At 65.7% G+C, this 18,819-nt stretch carries 15 protein-coding genes; 8 read left to right on the top strand and 7 right to left on the bottom strand.

Annotated features, from left to right (window positions below):
- Positions 1-63 precede the first annotated feature (63 nt).
- Together QFZ30_RS04015 and QFZ30_RS04010 are read right to left on the bottom strand one after the other, a co-directional pair.
- Entirely contained in the window at positions 64-2,241 is a 2,178-nt protein-coding gene (locus tag QFZ30_RS04015) for a DEAD/DEAH box helicase (RefSeq protein ID WP_307073716.1), read from the bottom strand.
- 405 nt (positions 2,242-2,646) lie between these two features.
- Positions 2,647-3,303: an MOSC domain-containing protein gene (locus QFZ30_RS04010; protein WP_307073714.1), complete on the bottom strand. Its 657-nt coding sequence runs from the start codon at positions 3,301-3,303 to the stop codon at positions 2,647-2,649.
- A 182-nt stretch (positions 3,304-3,485) separates the two neighbouring features.
- Between QFZ30_RS04010 and QFZ30_RS04005 the strand changes: the two genes are divergently transcribed.
- From QFZ30_RS04005 to QFZ30_RS03990, 4 genes are read left to right on the top strand one after another with little or no spacing between them, the layout of a single operon-like run.
- Positions 3,486-4,121 (top strand): Tat pathway signal protein, encoded by a 636-nt coding sequence (locus tag QFZ30_RS04005; RefSeq protein WP_307073712.1) that lies wholly within the window; start codon positions 3,486-3,488, stop codon positions 4,119-4,121.
- Position 4,122: 1 nt separating this feature from the next.
- On the top strand, positions 4,123-5,334 hold the full coding sequence (locus QFZ30_RS04000) for a glutathionylspermidine synthase family protein (protein ID WP_307073710.1): 1,212 nt from the start codon (positions 4,123-4,125) through the stop codon (positions 5,332-5,334).
- A 31-nt stretch (positions 5,335-5,365) separates the two neighbouring features.
- A complete protein-coding gene (locus QFZ30_RS03995) occupies positions 5,366-6,898 on the top strand; it encodes an APC family permease (protein WP_307073708.1) in 1,533 nt (510 codons plus the stop codon).
- 9 nt (positions 6,899-6,907) lie between these two features.
- Complete coding sequence (locus QFZ30_RS03990) at positions 6,908-8,116, top strand: acyl-CoA dehydrogenase family protein (protein ID WP_307073706.1); 1,209 nt, start codon at positions 6,908-6,910, stop codon at positions 8,114-8,116.
- 65 nt (positions 8,117-8,181) lie between these two features.
- On the opposite strand, the gene QFZ30_RS03985 is transcribed toward QFZ30_RS03990, so the two are convergent.
- The 5 genes from QFZ30_RS03985 to QFZ30_RS03965 all read right to left on the bottom strand — a co-directional run bounded on the left by QFZ30_RS03985 (position 8,182) and on the right by QFZ30_RS03965 (position 14,168).
- Complete coding sequence (locus tag QFZ30_RS03985; RefSeq protein WP_307073704.1) at positions 8,182-9,609, bottom strand: glycosyltransferase 87 family protein; 1,428 nt, start codon at positions 9,607-9,609, stop codon at positions 8,182-8,184.
- A gap of 149 nt (positions 9,610-9,758) precedes the next feature.
- A complete protein-coding gene (locus QFZ30_RS03980; protein WP_307073702.1) occupies positions 9,759-11,111 on the bottom strand; it encodes a glycosyltransferase 87 family protein in 1,353 nt (450 codons plus the stop codon).
- Positions 11,108-12,271, bottom strand: coding sequence for a cystathionine gamma-synthase (locus QFZ30_RS03975; RefSeq protein ID WP_307073700.1), 1,164 nt, complete (start codon positions 12,269-12,271; stop codon positions 11,108-11,110). The genes QFZ30_RS03980 and QFZ30_RS03975 overlap by 4 nt, the downstream gene beginning before the upstream one ends.
- 52 nt (positions 12,272-12,323) lie before the next feature.
- Positions 12,324-13,709, bottom strand: coding sequence for a cystathionine beta-synthase (locus QFZ30_RS03970; protein ID WP_307073698.1), 1,386 nt, complete (start codon positions 13,707-13,709; stop codon positions 12,324-12,326).
- Positions 13,710-13,730: 21 nt separating this feature from the next.
- A complete protein-coding gene (locus QFZ30_RS03965; protein WP_307080034.1) occupies positions 13,731-14,168 on the bottom strand; it encodes a VOC family protein in 438 nt (145 codons plus the stop codon).
- A gap of 154 nt (positions 14,169-14,322) precedes the next feature.
- Between QFZ30_RS03965 and QFZ30_RS03960 the strand changes: the two genes are divergently transcribed.
- From QFZ30_RS03960 to QFZ30_RS03945, 4 genes are all read left to right on the top strand, one after another.
- Complete coding sequence (locus QFZ30_RS03960) at positions 14,323-15,339, top strand: DNA-3-methyladenine glycosylase family protein (protein ID WP_307073696.1); 1,017 nt, start codon at positions 14,323-14,325, stop codon at positions 15,337-15,339.
- 116 nt (positions 15,340-15,455) lie between these two features.
- A complete protein-coding gene (locus tag QFZ30_RS03955) occupies positions 15,456-16,424 on the top strand; it encodes an ATP-binding cassette domain-containing protein (protein ID WP_307073694.1) in 969 nt (322 codons plus the stop codon).
- Complete coding sequence (locus tag QFZ30_RS03950; protein WP_307073692.1) at positions 16,424-17,230, top strand: ABC transporter permease; 807 nt, start codon at positions 16,424-16,426, stop codon at positions 17,228-17,230. Before QFZ30_RS03955 ends, QFZ30_RS03950 begins: the two co-directional genes overlap by 1 nt.
- Before the next feature lie 106 nt (positions 17,231-17,336).
- A complete protein-coding gene (locus tag QFZ30_RS03945) occupies positions 17,337-18,716 on the top strand; it encodes a hypothetical protein (protein WP_307073690.1) in 1,380 nt (459 codons plus the stop codon).
- Positions 18,717-18,819: the final 103 nt, after the last annotated feature.

The raw sequence follows: 18,819 nt of genomic DNA, 5'->3' as shown, positions 1-18,819 counted from the left end.
ATTAAACGCCGATGGGCCGGCTCGAAAGCCGGCCCATCGGGAAAGTGTCAGACTAGCTGACGGTTACCACTTGCCCTTGCGGTTGAAGTCGCGCTGTCCGCCTTCGTTGCCGTGGCGGGGCTTGCGTGAGCCGTCACCGTGGCCGCCGAAGCGGGAATCGCTGGCCTGGCCGCGGGTGGCTCCGCTGTCGGCGCCAACGCTGCGCTCCGAACGCTCGCTGTAGGAGCGGCCGCCGCGGTCAGCAGCGCCGCCGTCGGTCTTGCGGAATTCCTTCTTGAACCCGCCGTTGCCCTTGAAGTTACCGCCGCGGTCTCCACCGGAGTAACCGCCGCGGTCGCCGCCGCGGTTGCCCTGGTAGCCGCCGCGCTCGCCCCCGCCGGACGGCTTGCGGCCGTTGTCCAGCTCGAGGTGGATCAGCTCGCCGCCGATCCGGGTGCGGGACAGGGCCTTCAGCTGGTCGGGGCTGAGGTCAGCCGGGAGCTCCACGAGGGAGTGGTCCGAGCGGATGTCGATGCCGCCGATCTGGGCCGAGGAAATGCCGCCTTCGTTGGCAATGGCGCCGACGATGGAGCCCGGCATGACGCGCTGGCGGCGTCCGACGGCGATCCGGTAGGTGGCGTTGCCCTCGGTGAGCGTGCGGGTCGGGCCGCGGGAACCGAAGCCGTCCTTGGCGCGTTCACGCTTCTGGAATTCAGGAGCCGCAGGCAGTTCCTTGACCAGGAGCGGCTGTCCACCCTGTGCCATAACGGCCAGCGCGGCAGCGATCTCTGCAGCCGGAACGTTGTGCTCTTCCTCGTAGGAAGCGATCAAGTCGCGGAACGCTGCCACGTCTTCGGACTCGAGGGTCTCCGTGATGCGCTCAGCGAACTTGCCCAGGCGCAGCGTGTTGACGGTCTCGGCGGTGGGCAGGTGCATCTGCTCCACCGGCTGGCGGGTTGCCTTTTCGATGGAACGCAGCAGGTACTTTTCCCGCGGGGTCATGAACAGCACGGCGTCGCCGCTGCGGCCTGCACGGCCGGTGCGGCCGATGCGGTGGACGTAGGACTCGGTGTCGTGCGGGATGTCGTAGTTGATCACGTGGCTGATGCGCTCAACGTCAAGGCCACGGGCCGCGACGTCGGTGGCAACCAGGATGTCGATGCGGCCTTCCTTCAGCGCCTCGACAGTCCGCTCGCGCTGCTGCTGCGGGATGTCGCCGTTGATAGCGGCAGCCTGGAAGCCGCGAGACCTCAGCTTGTCAGCCAGGTCCTCAGTGGCCATCTTGGTGCGCACGAAGGCGATGACGCCGTCGAACTCTTCAACCTCGAGGATGCGGGTCAGGGCGTCGAGCTTGTGCGGGCCCATGACCTGCAGGTACCGCTGGCGGGTGTTGGCGCCGGTGGTGGTCTTGGACTTGACCGAGATCTCCGCGGGGTTGTTCAGGTACTGCTTGGACATCCGGCGGATCTGGCTTGGCATGGTGGCCGAGAACAGCGCCACCTGGCGGTCGGACGGTGTCTGCTGGAAGATCTGCTCGACGTCCTCGGCGAAGCCCATGCGGAGCATTTCGTCGGCCTCGTCCAGCACCAGGTACTGGAGTTCGGACAGGTCCAGGGAACCCTTGGAGATGTGGTCGATCACACGGCCGGGAGTACCGACAACCACCTGGGCGCCGCGGCGCAGGCCAGCGAGCTGGGGGCCGTAGGCGGAGCCGCCGTAAACCGGGAGGACGGTGAAGTCATCGATGTGCTTGGCATAGGAGGTGAAGGCCTCGGCAACCTGGAGCGCGAGTTCGCGGGTCGGAGCGAGGACCAGTGCCTGCGTCTTGCGGGAGGGGCCGTTGAGGTCGTGGAGCTCGGCCAGGCGGGACAGTGCCGGTACTGCGAATGCTGCAGTCTTACCGGTGCCGGTCTGGGCGAGGCCCACGACGTCGCGGCCTTCGAGCAGCAGCGGGATGGTTGCTGCCTGGATGGGGGAAGGCTTTTCGTAACCGACATCCTGCAGGGCTGCAAGGACGCGGGGATCGATGCCGAGGTCCACAAAGCGGATTCCTTCGGCTTCGGTGTCAGCTTCACCGCTGGCCGGGTCGGCCTTGGGGGCCTCTTCAGCCTTGGCTTCTTCAGCCTTGGGAGCTTCTTCGGCGGCGGGGGCCTCGGCCTGGGGTGCTGCTTCAGCCTGGGGCGCTTCGGTGAAGACGATGGGGGCTGCGGTCTCGCTCACGGTGTTTTCCGTGTCGAAGGCGTCGTTCTGATTTTCGGGCATAGGGAAATTTCCTCATCCATAGGGGGCCAGGCGGCACTACCCGAGGTGAGCGGAGCCGCAGTACGTGTGCCGTGGGTGCCGGGCATACGTTGACCGGCCGGTCACTAGAAGCCCGGCGCTTTCGCAATCCCGTGGCAGGACTTCCCGCTGCATCTCTTGGCTGCTATCCCAGCAGTCTGTACAGCGTTTTCTTTAGCCGGCTCTCCCTATGAAAATGCCCGCAATCACATTGTCGGGCCCCAACACTTGCCAGTCCTGCCTCAAAAATTGGGCAAGAATAAGGGATTTCCGGAGTGGGGGATGTTTCAAGTGTAGGGCAAAGATCTGCCCAGGCGTAATCGAAGGGCCGACGCCGGCGGTGAGCTTGCGCACATCCCTACCGTTCCGTGCTGGTGCAGTGCGCTGCTATCGGCCCATTCGGCGTAGCAGCGACTCAAACTTCTCGTCGAATTCTGGCTGCTGGAGGCGGATCTCACCGTCGGCGTCGGCGTCCCGCAGGGCTTCCATGGATTCAAGGTCTGGCTCGCTGAACCACTGGCCCACGGTGATGCCGTGTTTGGGAACGAACAAGCGGTGCACGTGGTCGCCGGCCTGGATGGTCCCGGTGCGGACCACCCGGAGGTAGGCACCCACCCGCCCCGCATCGGTGAAGCGCTTGACCCACCGCGGCTCCCCCATCCGGCGCTGGAAAGCGGCGCATGGCGTGCGCGGCGAGGTGACTTCCACTTCGACGTCGAGCCCGATCTTCCAGCGCTCCCCGATAACGGCACCGGTCGTCTCGATACCGGACACCCGGAGATTCTCGCCGAAGATCCCCGGCGGAAGGTCGCGCTGAAGCTCATTGGCCCAGTACTCGGCATCGGCCTGGGAATAGGCGTAGATCGCCTGGTCTTCACCGCCATGGTCGATCCGGCTCGCCTGAACATCACCGTGGACGCCCAGCTTGTGGACCTTGATCGGCCCCTCAACCGGCCGCTTGTCGATGGCCGTCACTCCCACGTTGCCTTCGTCGGGCAGGAGCTGGTGAACGCGGCAGACGGCAAGCACAGATGCGGTTTCCATGGCTCAAGTGTAGGTTCCCCGGTACATGTACGGGCTGGTAACCGCAGATGGCGCCTCTCGCCCGTTTCTGCTCGCAGCCGGACCGGGCAGGGGCTACGCTGATTTTAGGATTGGGATTCCGGCGCGGCCGCGCCCACATCGCCGTATGAACTACCGAGCATGGACTACCGAGGGGGGACGCCATGGATCCGACCCGGGATCCTGAACACGATCCGAAAAAGCGCCGTGACGGCGACGGTCAGAACGCCGCCAGTGACAGCCAGCAGGGTCCCGGTACCAATGACGATGGCACTACGCCACCGGATGCACCGAAGCCTCCGCCATGGCAGGTGCCCAAGCCGGAACTGCATCCAGAGCTCCTGAATCAGCCGCCTGCGGTGGTGGACCCCTTCGCCAAGGACCGCGAGCGCGAGGTCAATGAGGCCGCCGCGCGCAAGAAGCGTTCACAGCGGCGCACCGTGGTGGTGGGCCTGGGCGTCACGGCGCTCCTCGCTGGCACCATCACCGCCGTAGTGGCCAGCAACCAGGACGAGGCCGATTACGCCCAGGTGTGTTTCAACGACGAAACCGGCGAGCGCGTGGACGACACCCAGTGCAACAGCTCGGCCGGGCGCAGCGGCGCCCTGTTCGCGTGGTACTTCTACTCCCGCGGCTCAAGCGTCCCGGCCGTAGGCCAGAACCGTTCCGCCTACCCCAGCTACACCTCCACGATCCCCAGCGGGGCCAAGGCCTCCACCGGCTACAGCACCAAGGGCGGCACCGTCAGCCGGGGCGGCTTTGGCAGCAGCTCCAAAGGCGGCGGAAGCACGGGGGGCTAGGGTGAAGCGGTTGTTATCGGAGCCCAGGCCGGACTGGAAGCAGAAAATCGAAGAGCAGGGCCTGGTCTTTTCCACCACCACCATGCCCGATGGCCGGAAAATCGAATACTGGCATGAAGCCGCCTACTACGAATTCACCATGGACGAGGTGGAGGCCCTCGAAGTGACAGCCGAGGACATGCACAAGATGTGCCTGGAAGCGGCAAAGTTCCTGGCCACCGGCGCGATGGGAAACATCGGCATCGGCCCCCAGGCCATGGAGCTGGCAGCGGATTCACTTCAGGCCGGGGACATGGACGTCTACGGCCGGTTCGACTTTGTGTATGACGGCCAGGGCGGCCCCGCCAAGATGCTGGAGTACAACGCCGACACCCCCACCGGGCTGATCGAGGCGGCGGTGGCGCAATGGTTCTGGCTGCAGGACGTCTTTCCGGAAAAGGACCAGTGGAACGGCATCCACGAGGCACTGATCCGGCAATGGAAGAAAATGCAGTACCGCACCGGCATGAGCACCCTCCACATTGCTCATTCCGAAGCCGAGGAATCCGGCGAGGACTGGATGACTGCCGCCTACATGCGCGATGTGGCGAGCCAGGCAGGCTGGACCACCATCGGGATCAACATGTCGGACATCGGCTGGGACCCCAACCTGAACCGCTTTGTTGACCTGGACAACTTCATGATCAGCACCATGTTCAAGCTGTACCCATGGGAGCTGATGATGAAGGAGCCGTTCGGGCACCGGCTGCTGCAGCGGGCCCACAATCCGCGCTGGGTGGAGCCGGCCTGGAAGATGCTGCTCTCCAACAAGGCGCTCCTCGCGGCCCTGTGGCACCTCTACCCGGACCATCCCAACCTCTTGCCGGCCTACCTGAACGAGCCCGGCCCGCTGAAGGAATGGGTGGCCAAGCCGCTCCACGGGCGCGAGGGCGACAACATCAAGATCCACGCCCAGGGCATCAGCCTGGAACAGCCAGGCGGCTACGGGCGTGAGGGCTGGTGCTACCAGCAGTTCCATTCGCTGCCCGATTTTGACGGCAACCACCCGGTTCTGGGCCTCTGGGTGGTGGACGGCGAGTCGGTGGGCTGCGGGATCCGGGAATCGGACGGGCCCATCACCGACTACTTCTGCCGTTTTGTGCCCAACACCATCGACGCCCCGGCTCCGCTTTCGGCGCAGGCCCACTCCAGCAAAGCAGGTATCGCACTATGAGCCCGGTAACCCTTACGACCACGGTGACACTATGAGCACAGAGACGACGACGGCGGGCGGCGGCCCCGGGGGGCCGTCCGGAAGCACCGTTCCCGCCAAAGGTCTCCGCGCCGGCATCCTGGATCTCGGCGACTCCGTCATGCTGGGGCTCGCTTCCACGGCCCCTGTATATTCCCTGGCCGCCACCCTGGGCCTGATTGTGGCGGTGAACGGAAACTACACTCCCCTGATCCTATTGCTGGGATTCATTCCCGTCCTGTTCATCGCTTATGCGTTCCGGGAACTCAACAGCGCCATGCCGGACTGCGGCACCACCTTCATCTGGTCAAGGCGGGCCTTCGGGCCGTGGGCCGGCTGGCTGGGGGGCTGGGGTGTTGCCCTGGCCGGAATCGTGGTGCTCGCCAACCTGGCCCAGATAGCAGGACAGTACTTGTGGCTCCTCATCGGGGACGGTTCGTTGGCGGAGAACAAGGTGGTGGTCACGGCCACGGGCGTGGTGTTCATCGCCTTTATGACCCTGGTGAACTATCGCGGCATCCGGCTGGGCGAGCATGTCCAACGCGTGCTGACATATGTGCAGTACATCGCCCTGGGGATCTTCGCACTGGCCATCATCATCAGAATCGCGGGCGGGGCACCGGAAGGCCAGGCCTTCGACCTGGAGTGGTTCAATCCAGCCGGCGCCTTTGCTGATCCGGGCGCTGTGGTGCACGGGGCGCTCCTGGCCCTATTCATCTACTGGGGCTGGGATACGTGCCTGGCGGTGAACGAGGAAACCGAAAACCCCACCACCACCCCGGGCCGCGGCGCCGTCATCTCCGCCTTTGTCCTGGTGGCCATCTACGTCTCGGTGGCACTCCTGGTGATGATGTACGCAACGGTGGGCACGGAGGGAATAGGCCTCGGCAACGAGGCCAACCAGGCCGACGTCTTCCTGGCCATGAAAGACGTTGTCCTTGGCCCCTGGGGCTGGCTGATTGTGGTAGCCGTTCTGGCCTCGGTGCTGTCGTCCACGCAGACCACCATCCTCCCGACCGCACGCGGCACGCTGTCCATGGGGGTCCACGGTGCCTTGCCGCCGAAGTTCGGCGAAGTCCATACCAGGAACCAGACACCGGGCTTCTCCACCCAGGTGATGGGCGCCGCGGCTGTGGCCTACTACGTGGCCATGAGCTTCCTCAGCGAGAACCTGCTCTCCGATTCCATCAGCTCCATTAGCCTGTTCATTGCGTTCTACTACGCGCTCACGGGCTTCGCCTGCTTCTGGTATTTCCGCGGCACCCTGCGCGGTTCCGCCCGGAATCTCTGGTTCCGCGGCATCCTGCCCCTCCTCGGCGCACTGATGCTGACCGCGGCCTTCTTTATCTCGGCCGTGCAGATGTGGGATCCGGCCTACGGTGACACCCAGATCTTCGGCGTCGGCGGGGCATTCGTGAGCGGCGTGGTGCTCCTGGCCCTCGGCGTCGTGCTCGCTGTTGTCTGCCGGTTCCTGCCGTCAACGCGCGGGTACTTCGTGGCGAGGCGGCCCAGCACCCCCAGCACCAGCCGCACCGCCAACCCTTAGGATGCCCACATGAGCGAGGCTGCCGATGTGCCCGGGGTTTCCGACGGATCGGATCCCTCCGACGTCCTGGCCCTGGATTCCCTGCTGACCGCCAACGAGCTTGCGGTACGGGAGCGGATCCGCGATTTCACGGAACAGCGGATCAAACCGGGGATCGCACGCTGGTATGAGGACGCCGTCTTTCCCCTGGAGGTTGTTCCGGAGCTGGGCGAGCTCGGCGTACTGGGGATGCATCTGGAGGGTTACGGCTGTCCCGGCCGCTCCGCCGTCGAATACGGCCTGGCGGCGATGGAACTGGAGGCCGGAGACTCCGGGATCAGGACGTTTGTCTCGGTGCAGGGCTCCCTCGCCATGACCGCCATCCACAAGTGGGGATCTGAGGAGCAGAGGCAGGAGTGGCTTCCCCGGATGGCAGCCGGCGAGCTGATCGGCTGCTTCGCCCTGACCGAACCCACTGCGGGCTCGGATCCGTCCTCCATAAGCACCTTTGCCCGCAGGGACGGGCCCGGAGACGACGCCGGCTGGGTGCTGGATGGTGCCAAACGCTGGATCGGGTTCGCCTCCGTGGCCGGTGTCATGGTGGTGTGGGCCAGGACCGATGATGGCGTCCGCGGTTTCCTGGTGCCGGCCGGAACCCCGGGTGTCAGGGCCACGCCCATCGCTCAGAAGCTGTCGATGCGTGCCTCCATCCAGTGCGATGTGGTGTTCGACGCCGTCCGGCTGGGACCGGAGGCCCTTCTCCCGGGCGCCCGCGGCCTGCGTGGCCCGTTTACCTGCCTGAACGAGGCGCGCTATGGCATTGCCTGGGGTGCGATGGGGGCCGCGCGCGATTCGTACCAGGCAGCCCTGAACTACTCACAGGACCGGCTCCAGTTCGGCAAACCGCTGGCCGGTTACCAGCTGACGCAGGAGAAGCTGGTCAACATGCTCCTGGAGATCCAGAAGGGCACCATGCTGGCCATCCACCTGGGACGCCTGAAGGGCGCCCGAAAACTGCAGCCGGAGCAGATCTCACTGGGCAAGCTGAACAACGTGCGCGAGGCCATCGCCATCGCGCGGGAAGCCCGTTCCATCCTGGGCGGGAACGGCATCACGCTGGACTATTCGCCGCTGCGGCATGCCGCCAACCTGGAATCGGTGCGCACGTATGAGGGCACCGATGAGGTCCATACCCTGGTGCTGGGCAAGCACATCACCGGCATCGGCGCGTTCCGCTAAGCCCCGTCCCAGCCCAACTAGCTCGCATTTAACGCACTCAAACGACGGTTTCACGACGTTAATTGCTACCTAGTTGGGGCCGCGTCCAGGGGGTCCGTCTCGGCGGCGCGAAGCTTCCCGGTGTCAGGTGCCTCGACGTCAGGCTCCGCACTCGCCAATGCGCCGCGGCGGAGGGCCGCCAACCAGCACAGCAGGATGGCTCCCGCGCAGAAGGCTCCGGCGCTGGATGCCATGATCCACAGCCCGGGCGTCTGGATGTCCAGGTCTTCGGCGTCGAACGCCATCCCGATTGATTTCGGTGAGAAGACGAACACCAGAACCGACAGCAGCAGCACCGAGGTCATCGCGGATCGCAGCAACCGGTTCCGGTCCGGAGTCTCACGCAGCGTCCAGGCGAAAGCGGGCAGGACGGCCGCAACCCAGACCCAGTGGTGGGACCAGGACACAGGGCTGATCAGGAGCATGGCCAGCGCCGTGGCGGACACCGCCACCGCCCGCGAGCCCTGGTCGCTGGCCAGCCTGATGACTCCTGCTGCCAATGCCACCGCCAGCAGGCTCAGGATCAGCCACGGCACCGTCACCGAGGACGCGGGAACACCGAAGTGCAGGAGCGCACCCTTGATGGAAAGGTTGTCCACATATCCCGCCCCGCCGATGCGCGACGTATCGGGCAGGATTTCAAACCAGAACTGAAGCGACTCAGCGGGGCGCAGCAGCCAGCCCACGACGACAGTCGCCGCAAATCCCGCGCCCATATTCATCAATCCGCGCCAGTCCTTCCGGACCAGGTAGTACAGGCCGAATACCAGGGGCGTGAGTTTGATGCCGGCGGCGACGCCCACCAGGAAGCCACTGCCCGGCATGCTCCGGTGCCAGCGGTGGTTCCGGGACAGGAGGTCCGCCGCCATGAGGCCCATCAGGAGGATGTTGATCTGGCCGAAGGCAAGGGTTTCGCGCCAGGGGCCAAGGGTCAGCATGGCCAGGAGCGCAGCCGCAGCGATCCAGCGGCTGCGGGGTGTCTCGAACGCCGTGCGCCAGTCCGCCTTGGAGTTCCAGTAGCGGACGGCCAGCGCGGACAGCCAGACGGCCACAGCCACGCCCGCCGCGTTGAACAGTTGCAGGGCGGAGACCTCCGGGAGCCGTGCCAGGAGGCTGAACACCAGCGCCGCGAACGGCGGATACGTGAACGGCAGGCCGGGTCCGCCCGCCCACTCCACGGAGGGGCCGTAAAGGGCTGACGCCGACCAGCCGGCTTCGTTCAGGATCTTTCCGCCATGCCAGTAGACACTGAAGTCGATGCCCTGCTTGTTCCAGGCGGACAGCAGGAACCAGACAGGGACTGCGACCGCAATTGCCGGCAGCCACAGGGCCACCATCCTCCACAGCCGGAAGACAGCCGTTGGTACCACGGGAGTGCCGTGGGGCGCGGTGACGGCGGGGCGGGCGGTTGGCTGCGTGCCCACGGCCGGTAAGTCCAGGTCACGCTGTGCCATCCGTTGTCCCCCATGGGTGCTTGCTGTGGGTGGCCGTGCTCCGCCGTCTGAACACAACGGCGGAATGGCATACCTGTGGAACGGCGAACAGCCGTAGCCACATACTACATATGCACCTGAAGTATTCCCGGATATTTCCTACGTTGCCGTCACCGGAGCCGTCTCCCGTGAAGCGGCGTCCCGGCTGCATTGCCACGACGTGTCACGTCATCGGAGGGAGATGGTGATCCCTGCCGCAGGGCTGAGCGGGACGGCCTGTATGCCAAAGCCCAGTAGACCAGGAGCGCCACGCCACACAGCACGCCCAGGCTGGTGACCATCAGCTGCCACTGGGTTTGCGGATCCTTGCCCCATTCCTGGGCGCCGGCCATCATGGCAAGGTATTTGGGCGTGAGGCAAAAGGCCACCGCCGAGACCGCCACGATGATCCAGCCTGCCAGCCTCATTTTCCCGCTCCGGGAGGGCACCCGGTGCATGGCGAAGGCCATGGACGGCAGCGCCACCGCAATCCACACCCAGTGGTGGGACCAGGAAACGGGGCTGATCAGCAGCATCAGCACAGCGGTGGCGGAAACCGCCACGAAGTTTTCGTCGGCCGTCACGGCCCACTTGATCACCAGCGCCGCCACTGCCGCCAGCGCCAGGGACAGCACCAGCCAGAGCACACTGGTCAGGCCCGAATCCGGCAGGCCCACGTGCAGGAGAAGTCCCTTGACGGACAGGTTGTCCAAGTACGCGGGACCGCCGATCCGGCCGGTGTCCGGGAGGATCTTGGTCCAGAAGGTCAGCGAGGCGTTGGGAAGCACGGCCCAGGCCAGGGCGATGGAACCGAAGAACCCTCCCGCCATCCAGCCGAGCGCCTTGAAGTCCCGCCGCACCAGGAAGTAGAGGCCGAAAGCCAGCGGAGTGAGCTTGATCGAGGCCGCGATGCCAATCAGCAACCCGGCAGGCCAGCGGATCTCCCCCGCCCGGTCCTTTCCATGGAGCGCGAAGTCGGCCAGGACCAGTCCCATCAGGATGATGTTGATCTGCCCGAAGTCGAAGGTATCCCGCCACGGGCCCAGCAGCAGGATGGCCGCGGTTCCTGCGAGTGCCACGGCCCGGAACCGCCAGTCGGCGAAGGACTCCGCCCAGCCACGGTGCCCGAAGTAGTGCCGGGCCAGCCAGGCGGCCACCACGGCGGCCCCGGCGAGCGCCGTCGTGATGAAAATCAGGCCGCTGGTGCCGACGGGCAGCAGGGCAAGCCCGGCGAACATGAGTGCCGCGAACGGCGGGTAGGTGAACGGCAGGCCATCGCGGGGCGCGTACAGCTCGTTCACGCCGGTCTCCCCCGTCTGGAGTACCCGGCTGCCGCCGTAGTAGTAGACCTCGAAGTCGTTCATCAGGGGGATGTAGGAGGAGTACAGGACCACCAGGGCTATCACGACGGCGGCAGCACCCGCCGCCGTCGCGATCCAACCGCGGGTGGTTACGGACGCCACTGCCGGGGAGGACGCGGTCACTGGATGAACGTGAAGGCGTGCTCGAGGTCCGCGATGAGGTCCTCGACGTCCTCGATACCGCAGGACAACCGGATCAGGTTCACGGGAACAGCCAGCTCCGTGCCCTTGACCGAGGCATGGGTCATTTCCGAGGGGTAATTCATCAGCGACTCGATGCCGCCCAGGGATTCCGCCAAAGTGAACACCGACGTGGACTCGGCCACCTTGCGGGCCGCCGCCTCGCCGCCCTTGAACTGGACAGAAACCATGCCGCCGAACCTCTTCATCTGCTTCTTCGCCAGCTCGTGCCCGGGGCTGCCCACCAGCCCCGGATAGTGCACTGCCTCCACCTCCGGGCGTTCCAGGAGCCATTCGGCCACGGCCTGCGCGTTGTCGCTGTGCCGGTCCATGCGCACGCCCAGGGTCTTCAGGCCACGGGTGGTGAGGAACGCGTCCATGGGGCCGGACACCGCGCCCACGGCGAACTGCACAAAGCCGATCTTTTCCGCGAGCCCGGCGTCCTTCACCACCAGGGCACCGCCCACCACATCGGAGTGCCCGCCGATGTACTTGGTGGTGGAGTGGACCACAACGTCGGCACCGAAGGCGAGCGGATTCTGCAGGTAGGGGGACGCAAAGGTGTTATCGACCACCAGGAGGGCCCCCGCGTCGTGCGCCACCGTGGCGAGCGCCTCCATATCGGTGATCTTCATCAAGGGGTTGGAGGGGGTTTCCACCCAGACGAAGCGGGTCTTGTTGGCTGCCACCGTTTTGCGCACAGCGTCGAGGTCGGACATGTCCACCGGGGTGTTGCCGATCCCCCACTCGCCCAGCACGCCGTTGATCAGCCGGTAGGTTCCGCCGTAGGCGTCGTTGCCGAGCACAATGTGATCGCCCGGACGGGTCAGGGCGCGGATAAGGGAGTCCTCCGCGGCCAGCCCCGAGCTGAAGGAAAACGCGTGGGTTCCGCCTTCCAGGGCCGCGAGCTGTTCCTGCAGGGCGTCACGCGTGGGATTGGTGCCGCGGCCGTACTCATAGCCGTCGCGGAGCCCGCCGATGCCATCCTGGGCGTAGGTGGAGCTGAAGTGCACGGGCGGGACCACGGCGCCGGTGCGGGGCTCGAAGGCCTGGCCGGCGTGGACGGCGCGGGTGTTGAAACCTTGGTGTTCAGAGACAGACATGGTGCTCCTGTTCAGTGGTGAAGCAGTTTGACGCTATCAGCGGGGAAGCAGTTCAGTTGCTGAGGTACGCGAGGAGGTCGTGGCGGGTCAGGATGCCCACCGGGGCGCCGACGAACGTCACCATCACGGTGTCAACGTCGGAGAGCAGCTCACGGGCCGCCGAGATGGTTTCCAGCGATCCGATCACGGGCAGTTTCGGCCCCATGTGCTCGGAGATCTTGTCCGTCAGCTTGGCCTCGCCGCGGAACAGCTTTGACGTCAGGGTGCGTTCATCCACGGCGCCCAGGACCTCGCCCATCACCACGGGAGGTTCCTGGGAGAGGACCGGGATGTGGCTGACGCCGAATTCGGTCATGATGTTGATGACGTCACGGACGGTCTCGTTCGGGTGGATGTGCACCAGATCGGGCAGTTCGCCGGTCTTGGACTTAATCACCTCACCCACTGACGTTTCCTCGCCGCCGGAGAGGAAACCGTAGGAGCGCATCCACTGGTCGTTGAAGATCTTGGCCAGGTAGCCGCGGCCGGAGTCGGGCAGGATGACCACCACGACAGCGCTTTCGGGGAGGTCGCGGGCAGTTTGCAGCGCGGCCACCACGGCCATGCCGGATGAGCCGCCCACCAGCAGTCCCTCCTCGCGGGCCAGGCGCCGGGTCATGGCGAACGAATCGCCGTCGCTGACGGCGATGACCTCGTCCGGAACCGACTTGTCGTAGTTCGCAGGCCACATGTCCTCGCCCACGCCCTCCACGAAATACGGGCGCCCCGTGCCGCCGGAGTAGACCGAGCCCGCGGGGTCCGCCCCGATGATCCTGACCCGGCCGCCGTCGGACTCCGGACGGTCAGCGGAAACCTCCTTGAGGTACCGCCCGGTGCCCGTGATGGTCCCCCCCGTTCCGGCGCCGATCACGCAGTGCGTGACCCGGCCGTCGGTGTCGTGCCAGATCTCCGGCCCGGTGGACTCGTAGTGGCTTCCGGGGGCGGCCGGGTTGGAGAACTGGTCTGGCTTGTAGGCGCCGGGCGTTTCGGTGACGATCCGGTCCGAAACGCTGTAGTAGCTCTGCGGGCTGTCCGGGGTGACGGCGCTGGGCGTCACCACCACCTCGGCACCATAGGCCTGAAGGACGGCGCGCTTGTCCTCGCCCACCTTGTCCGGCACCACGAAAATGCATTTGTAGCCCTTTTGCTGGGCAACCAGGGCCAGTCCCACGCCGGTGTTTCCGGACGTAGGCTCCACGATGGTTCCGCCCGGGAGGAGCTTGCCGTCCCGTTCGGCTTCCTCAATCATCTTGGCCGCAATGCGGTCCTTGATGGAACCGCCGGGATTCAGGTACTCCAGCTTGACCAGGACCGTGGCCTTAATGCCGTCCGTTACGTGGTTGAGCTTGATGAGCGGGGTATTGCCGATGAGGTCCAGGATGGACTGGGCGTACTTCATAGGTACAAAGTTACCGTCTCCTCAGCCGCCCATGCCCTCCGCAGCGCCCTCGCCGGCACCCTGGCCCGTGGCCTGTCCCGCCGGGAGGTTCTCCCAGAGCCCCATGATGTTGCCCTCAGTGTCCTTGAAGTAGGCGTAGTAGCCCATGCCGGGGATGGCGTCCTTGGGCATGACCACCGATCCGCCGAGCTGCTCGACCGTCTTCAGCGTGGCATCGATGTCCTCCACGTCCACCGTGATGACCGGGGTTTTCAGGTCGCCTTCGCGGGCCATCATCCCGCCGTTGATGGCCCCTGGCTCGGTGGGCCGGCCGGTCTGTTCGTCCATCGGGGTGGTGATGACCACGTTGTAGTTCATCTCCGGCATGGGGTCGATCCTCCAGCCAAGGGCCTCCTTGTAGAAGTTCCTCGCGCGCTCCTGGTTATCCGCGGGGATTTCAAAATGCACCACTCCACCCATTGCATTCACCTGACTGCTCGAAGGGAAAGCGCGGCGGACCCGCGCCACATCTGGGAGTCTAGTCCTTCGCACGGCGCCGGTTAAGGGCTGCTGGAAAGCTGCCGCCGAGACCTCCCTGGGCGGTTTTGTCAGCCACGCGTGGGACGATGATTGCATGACCATCGCAGATGCCCCGGCCCGGCTCGCAGCCGCCGCGGACGCGTCCCTGCGGTGGCATCCCGGCGGGCCCTACAGCCTGCACCAGACCCTTGGCGTCCTGCTGCGGGGCAACGGGGATCCGTCCTTTTCCCTACGGCCGGACGGGCTGTGGACGGCTTTTACGACGGCGGACGGTCCGGTAACCCTGCGCCTTGCCGGCCCGGCCGGCAGCTCCGGTGGCAGCGAAAGCGGCGCTTGCAGTGACCCCGGCGAGCCGCACATCGATGTGCAGGCATGGGGTCCCGGCTCCGCTGCGGCCCTGGCCGACGTGCCGGCCCTGCTGGGGGCCAGGGACGACTGGTCCGCCTTTGACGAGGCGGGCTTCCATGCCACGCTCCCCCGGATGGTCCGGGACGCCCGACGCCGGAACCCCGCCGTGCGCCTGCCGTCCACCGGGCGCGTGGTTGATTCGCTGGTGCCCACCATCCTTGAGCAGAAGGTCACGGTCATCGAAGCCCGCCGCGGCTACCGGTACCTGATGTACCGCTTCGGTTCACCCGCCCCTGCTGCCGGGTTGTCCGCTCCCGCCGGCCTGCTGGTCCAGCCCACGCCTGAGCAGTGGCTGCGTATCCCCTCCTGGGAGTGGCACAAGGCCGGGGTGGGCCCACAGCGTTCGGCCACCGTCATGCGGGCACTGCGTTCCGCCGTCGCGCTTGAACGGCTGGCGGCGTTGCCAGCGGCGGACGCGGCAGCCAAGATGCAGACCATTCCCGGCATCGGCATATGGACTGCAGCCGAAGTGGTGCAGCGGACCCACGGCTGCCCGGACTCCATCGCGGTGGGCGACTATCACCTGGCCGCCTATGTGGGGGCGGCCCTGACCGGACGCCGGACGGACGACGCCGGAATGCTGGCCCTGCTGGAACCGTGGAAGGGCCACCGGCAGCGCGTGGTCCGCATGCTCGGACTGAGTGGTTTCCGTAAACCCACGTTCGGGCCGCGGATGACCATCCAGGACCACCGCGGCCACTAAGCCGCCCCCCTTGGAACTGCGCCCGAGGCGTGGACGCGCCCTGCCGATGGGTATAGCGTGGCGCCCATGGAGCCCGTACCAGAGCCCCGGCATCCCCGCACCCTCTGGAGTCACCCATGATCCACACGGACAAGCTGAGCAAGAACTTCACCGTCAAGAAGGAAACCGTTGAGGCCGTCAAGGCGGTCAACATCGATGTTGCCCCCGGCGAGCTGGTGGCCTTCCTTGGCCCGAACGGCGCGGGAAAGTCCACCACCCTCCGGATGCTGACCACCCTGCTCAAGCCCACCTCCGGCACCGCCACTGTGGCCGGGGTGGGCGTCTCCTCGGACCCGGCCGGGGTGCGGGCACGGATCGGGTACATCGGCCAGGGCAACGGCGGCGGACACAGCTACCGGGTGATCGACGAACTGGTCATGCAGGGCCGCTTCTACGGGATGAACACCACGGACTCCACCGCCCGGGCGCAGGAGCTCATGAAGTCCCTGGATCTCACGGACCTCGCCAAGCGCACGGTCATCAAGCTGTCAGGAGGGCAGCGGCGCAGGATGGACGTTGCCCTGGGACTCATGCACTCGCCGCGGCTGCTGTTCCTCGACGAGCCGTCCACCGGCATGGATCCGCAGAACCGGGCCAACCTCTGGGAACACATCATGCGGATGCGGGCCGAGCACGGAACCACCATCGTCCTGACCACTCACTACATGGACGAGGCTGACTCCATGTCCGAGCGGGTGATCGTCATCGACCACGGACAGATCATCGCGGACGATACCGCGGCCCGGCTCAAGGCAAACCTGGCCGGTGATCTGCTGGCCGTGGAAGTGGCGGCGGACTCCGCCCCGGACGTGCGCGGGCTGTTGGGCCGCGCCGCCGCGGGTGGCGAACTGCAGGAGAACGCCTACGACGGCGTGGTCCGGTTCCGCCTCCGGCTCACCCACGGCGCCCGGCTGGCGCCCGGGCTGCTGAAACAGATGAACGACGCCGGCGCTCCCGCCCAGTCCCTGGAGCTGAAGCCTCCCACCCTGGACGATGTGTTCCTTGAGCTGACCGGCCGCAACCTGCGCGAAGGAGCTGAAGTCTGATGGCTGTCCAGGCTACTCCGGAGGTCCTCAAGAAGCCGGGCCTTGGCCAGGTCCTCAATGACACCCGGCACGTGTTCTGGCGGGAGATGCTGCTGCCGTTGCGGGACCCGTTTTCGCTGATATTCTCGCTGCTCCAGCCGCTCGTTTTCCTTGGCCTGTTCGGGCCATTGCTTGGCTCCGCTGTGGGTGCGCCTGCATTCGGCGGCCAGTCCACGCTCCAGTGGTTCCTGCCCGGCGTCGTAGTCATGATTGCCCTCTTCGGAACCTCCATGACCGGCTCCAACCTGCAGTATGAGCTGATGACCGGTTCCTACGAGCGGATCCTGGCCACCCCTTTGTCCCGCTCGTCGCTGATGATCGGGCGCGCGCTGAAGGAATGGGCGCCGCTGGTGGTGCAGGGACTGCTCATCTCGGTGGTGTGCATCCCCTTCGGCTTTGTCTTCTATCCGCTGCACGTGCTGTTCGGGCTGGTCATCCTGGGAATCTTCGGCATCGGGCTCGGTGCGCTCTCCTACGCCCTGGCCCTGGTGTCGCAGAACAAGGAATGGATCTTCTGGGGGGTGCAGCAGACTCTCCTCTTTCCGCTGATGATCCTCTCCGGCATTATGCTTCCCATCGAGGCCGGTCCGGACTGGATGAAGACGGCAAGCTGGTTCAACCCGCTGACCTACCTGGTTAACGCCGAACGCGAACTCTTCGCCGGCAACGTCGGGACGGACACGCTCCTGGGGCTCCTCGCCGCGGCGGTAAGCGCCGCCGTCGGACTGGTGGTTGGAGTCCGGACCATCAGCCGGAACACCAACTAGGCTCTCGAACGTCAGACCCCTGGAAGACCGAGCAGTTCTCCCCATCCGCGGTTTTACCCTCATGCCCTACGCTGTAGAAGCTATGCGATAAAAACTGGGGGGAACCATGGCAGGGATCTATGGAGCGGATGTCGTCCAGCTTCGGGCGCTCGGCAAGGCGTTGAACGACGCCTCAGCCAAGATGGCGTCCGCGAAGAATTTGTTGTCTGGTCACGTCCAGGCTTCCGCTGCCTGGAAAGGCTCCGATGCGAACAGGTTCCGGACGGACTGGGATACGCGGCATCGTGTTCTTCTCGAACACGTCATCCAAGGGCTGGCAGCCGCCGGCAGGATTGCCAGCGCCAATGCTGACGAGCAGGAGAAGGCCAGCACTGGATCGGGAACCGGCGGCGTTGTTGGCGGCGCCAGCCGGCACGGGACGTCCCCATCGCAGGGAACCGACCTCACTCCGGACCAAATCAAGGAACTGGCCCGGTTGGCGGACGATGTGGCCGACTCCGGCGATTTCTGGACCGGCAACGACAACGACGTAAGGGAGCTCCGGGATGCCCTGGCGAATCTGACTCCCGCCCAACTTGACCAGTTCCTGAAGGCCCTCTCGGATGAGCAGTTGCGGGCTCTGGCCGGCGGGGCCGCCACCGAAGGCAGGGGCGTCTTTGATTTTGAGGGCACCACTCCCTTCGAGCGCCAGGGGCTGTTGAACGAGTTGCTGGCCAAGGCCTCCCCGGAAGAGGCTGCGCGGATCAAGGAGCTCTTTCCGTGGGCGCAACCGGATACGGGCAAGGACGGCGTCGGATTCAGCGAGCCCGCCGGCGGTCTGGGCGGCAGCCCCTCGTACCGGGACGTGCACCAGCAGGACTACGGTGATTGCGGAACCCTTGCGACCCTGGCTTCACTTGCCCAGGCGGATCCAGGCTATGTACAGGACCACCTCCGGGACAACGGCAACGGCACCGTCTCCGTCAAGCTTTACGACAAGGACGGCAATGAGAACTGGGTGACCGTGACCAGCGATCTTCCCTCCCGAGACGGCAACTACTTTGGAGCCAACGGCGGCGGCCGGATGGATGATCCCGCTGCCGCCAACTGGCCGGGCTACTTCGAAAAGGCCATGGCGCAGGTCTACGACGACGATTCCGACGGCTTCCACGCCGGCGACTACCGTGTGCTCGAACGCGAATTTCCGGACAAATTGGCTCCCTATCTCTCAGGAAAACCAGCCGAGATCATGGCCGGTACCGACGCGACGTGGGACGCGGCGCAGGATGGCAAAACTATGGTGATCTCCACCAACGTCCCCGATCCGAAAGACACCGAACGGCCAGCGGGCCTCTATGGCGCGCACGTGTACTTCGTGAAGGGCGTTGACGGCGACGGCAACCTGTTGCTGGGAAATCCGTGGGGCGAGCTGAAAAACGACGTGACCATTACCAAAGCCGACTACGAAAAGTACGTGACCCAAGGCGCGGTGATCGGCAGCCGATGAAAAGGCACTCCCTCAGCCTGGCAGGCATCCTGGCATCAGTCCTCTGCATCACCTCATGTGCTGCTACAGCCACCTCACCCCAACCTCACACCAAGGAGACCAC

Origin of the sequence: Arthrobacter pascens (assembly GCF_030815585.1) — a bacterium.
In the GTDB taxonomy this organism is placed as follows: domain Bacteria; phylum Actinomycetota; class Actinomycetes; order Actinomycetales; family Micrococcaceae; genus Arthrobacter; species Arthrobacter pascens_A.
This window is presented reverse-complemented; position numbering and strand designations above follow the sequence as displayed.

Coding starts and splice junctions, on each gene's coding strand:
- QFZ30_RS04015 (WP_307073716.1), bottom strand. CDS start 2,241: ATGCCCGAAAATCAGAACGACGCCTTCGACACGGAAAACACCGTGAGC.
- QFZ30_RS04010 (WP_307073714.1), bottom strand. CDS start 3,303: ATGGAAACCGCATCTGTGCTTGCCGTCTGCCGCGTTCACCAGCTCCTG.
- QFZ30_RS04005 (WP_307073712.1), top strand. CDS start 3,486: ATGGATCCGACCCGGGATCCTGAACACGATCCGAAAAAGCGCCGTGAC.
- QFZ30_RS03995 (WP_307073708.1), top strand. CDS start 5,366: ATGAGCACAGAGACGACGACGGCGGGCGGCGGCCCCGGGGGGCCGTCC.
- QFZ30_RS03990 (WP_307073706.1), top strand. CDS start 6,908: ATGAGCGAGGCTGCCGATGTGCCCGGGGTTTCCGACGGATCGGATCCC.
- QFZ30_RS03985 (WP_307073704.1), bottom strand. CDS start 9,609: ATGGCACAGCGTGACCTGGACTTACCGGCCGTGGGCACGCAGCCAACC.
- QFZ30_RS03975 (WP_307073700.1), bottom strand. CDS start 12,271: ATGTCTGTCTCTGAACACCAAGGTTTCAACACCCGCGCCGTCCACGCC.
- QFZ30_RS03970 (WP_307073698.1), bottom strand. CDS start 13,709: ATGAAGTACGCCCAGTCCATCCTGGACCTCATCGGCAATACCCCGCTC.
- QFZ30_RS03965 (WP_307080034.1), bottom strand. CDS start 14,168: ATGGGTGGAGTGGTGCATTTTGAAATCCCCGCGGATAACCAGGAGCGC.
- QFZ30_RS03960 (WP_307073696.1), top strand. CDS start 14,323: ATGACCATCGCAGATGCCCCGGCCCGGCTCGCAGCCGCCGCGGACGCG.
- QFZ30_RS03955 (WP_307073694.1), top strand. CDS start 15,456: ATGATCCACACGGACAAGCTGAGCAAGAACTTCACCGTCAAGAAGGAA.
- QFZ30_RS03950 (WP_307073692.1), top strand. CDS start 16,424: ATGGCTGTCCAGGCTACTCCGGAGGTCCTCAAGAAGCCGGGCCTTGGC.
- QFZ30_RS03945 (WP_307073690.1), top strand. CDS start 17,337: ATGGCAGGGATCTATGGAGCGGATGTCGTCCAGCTTCGGGCGCTCGGC.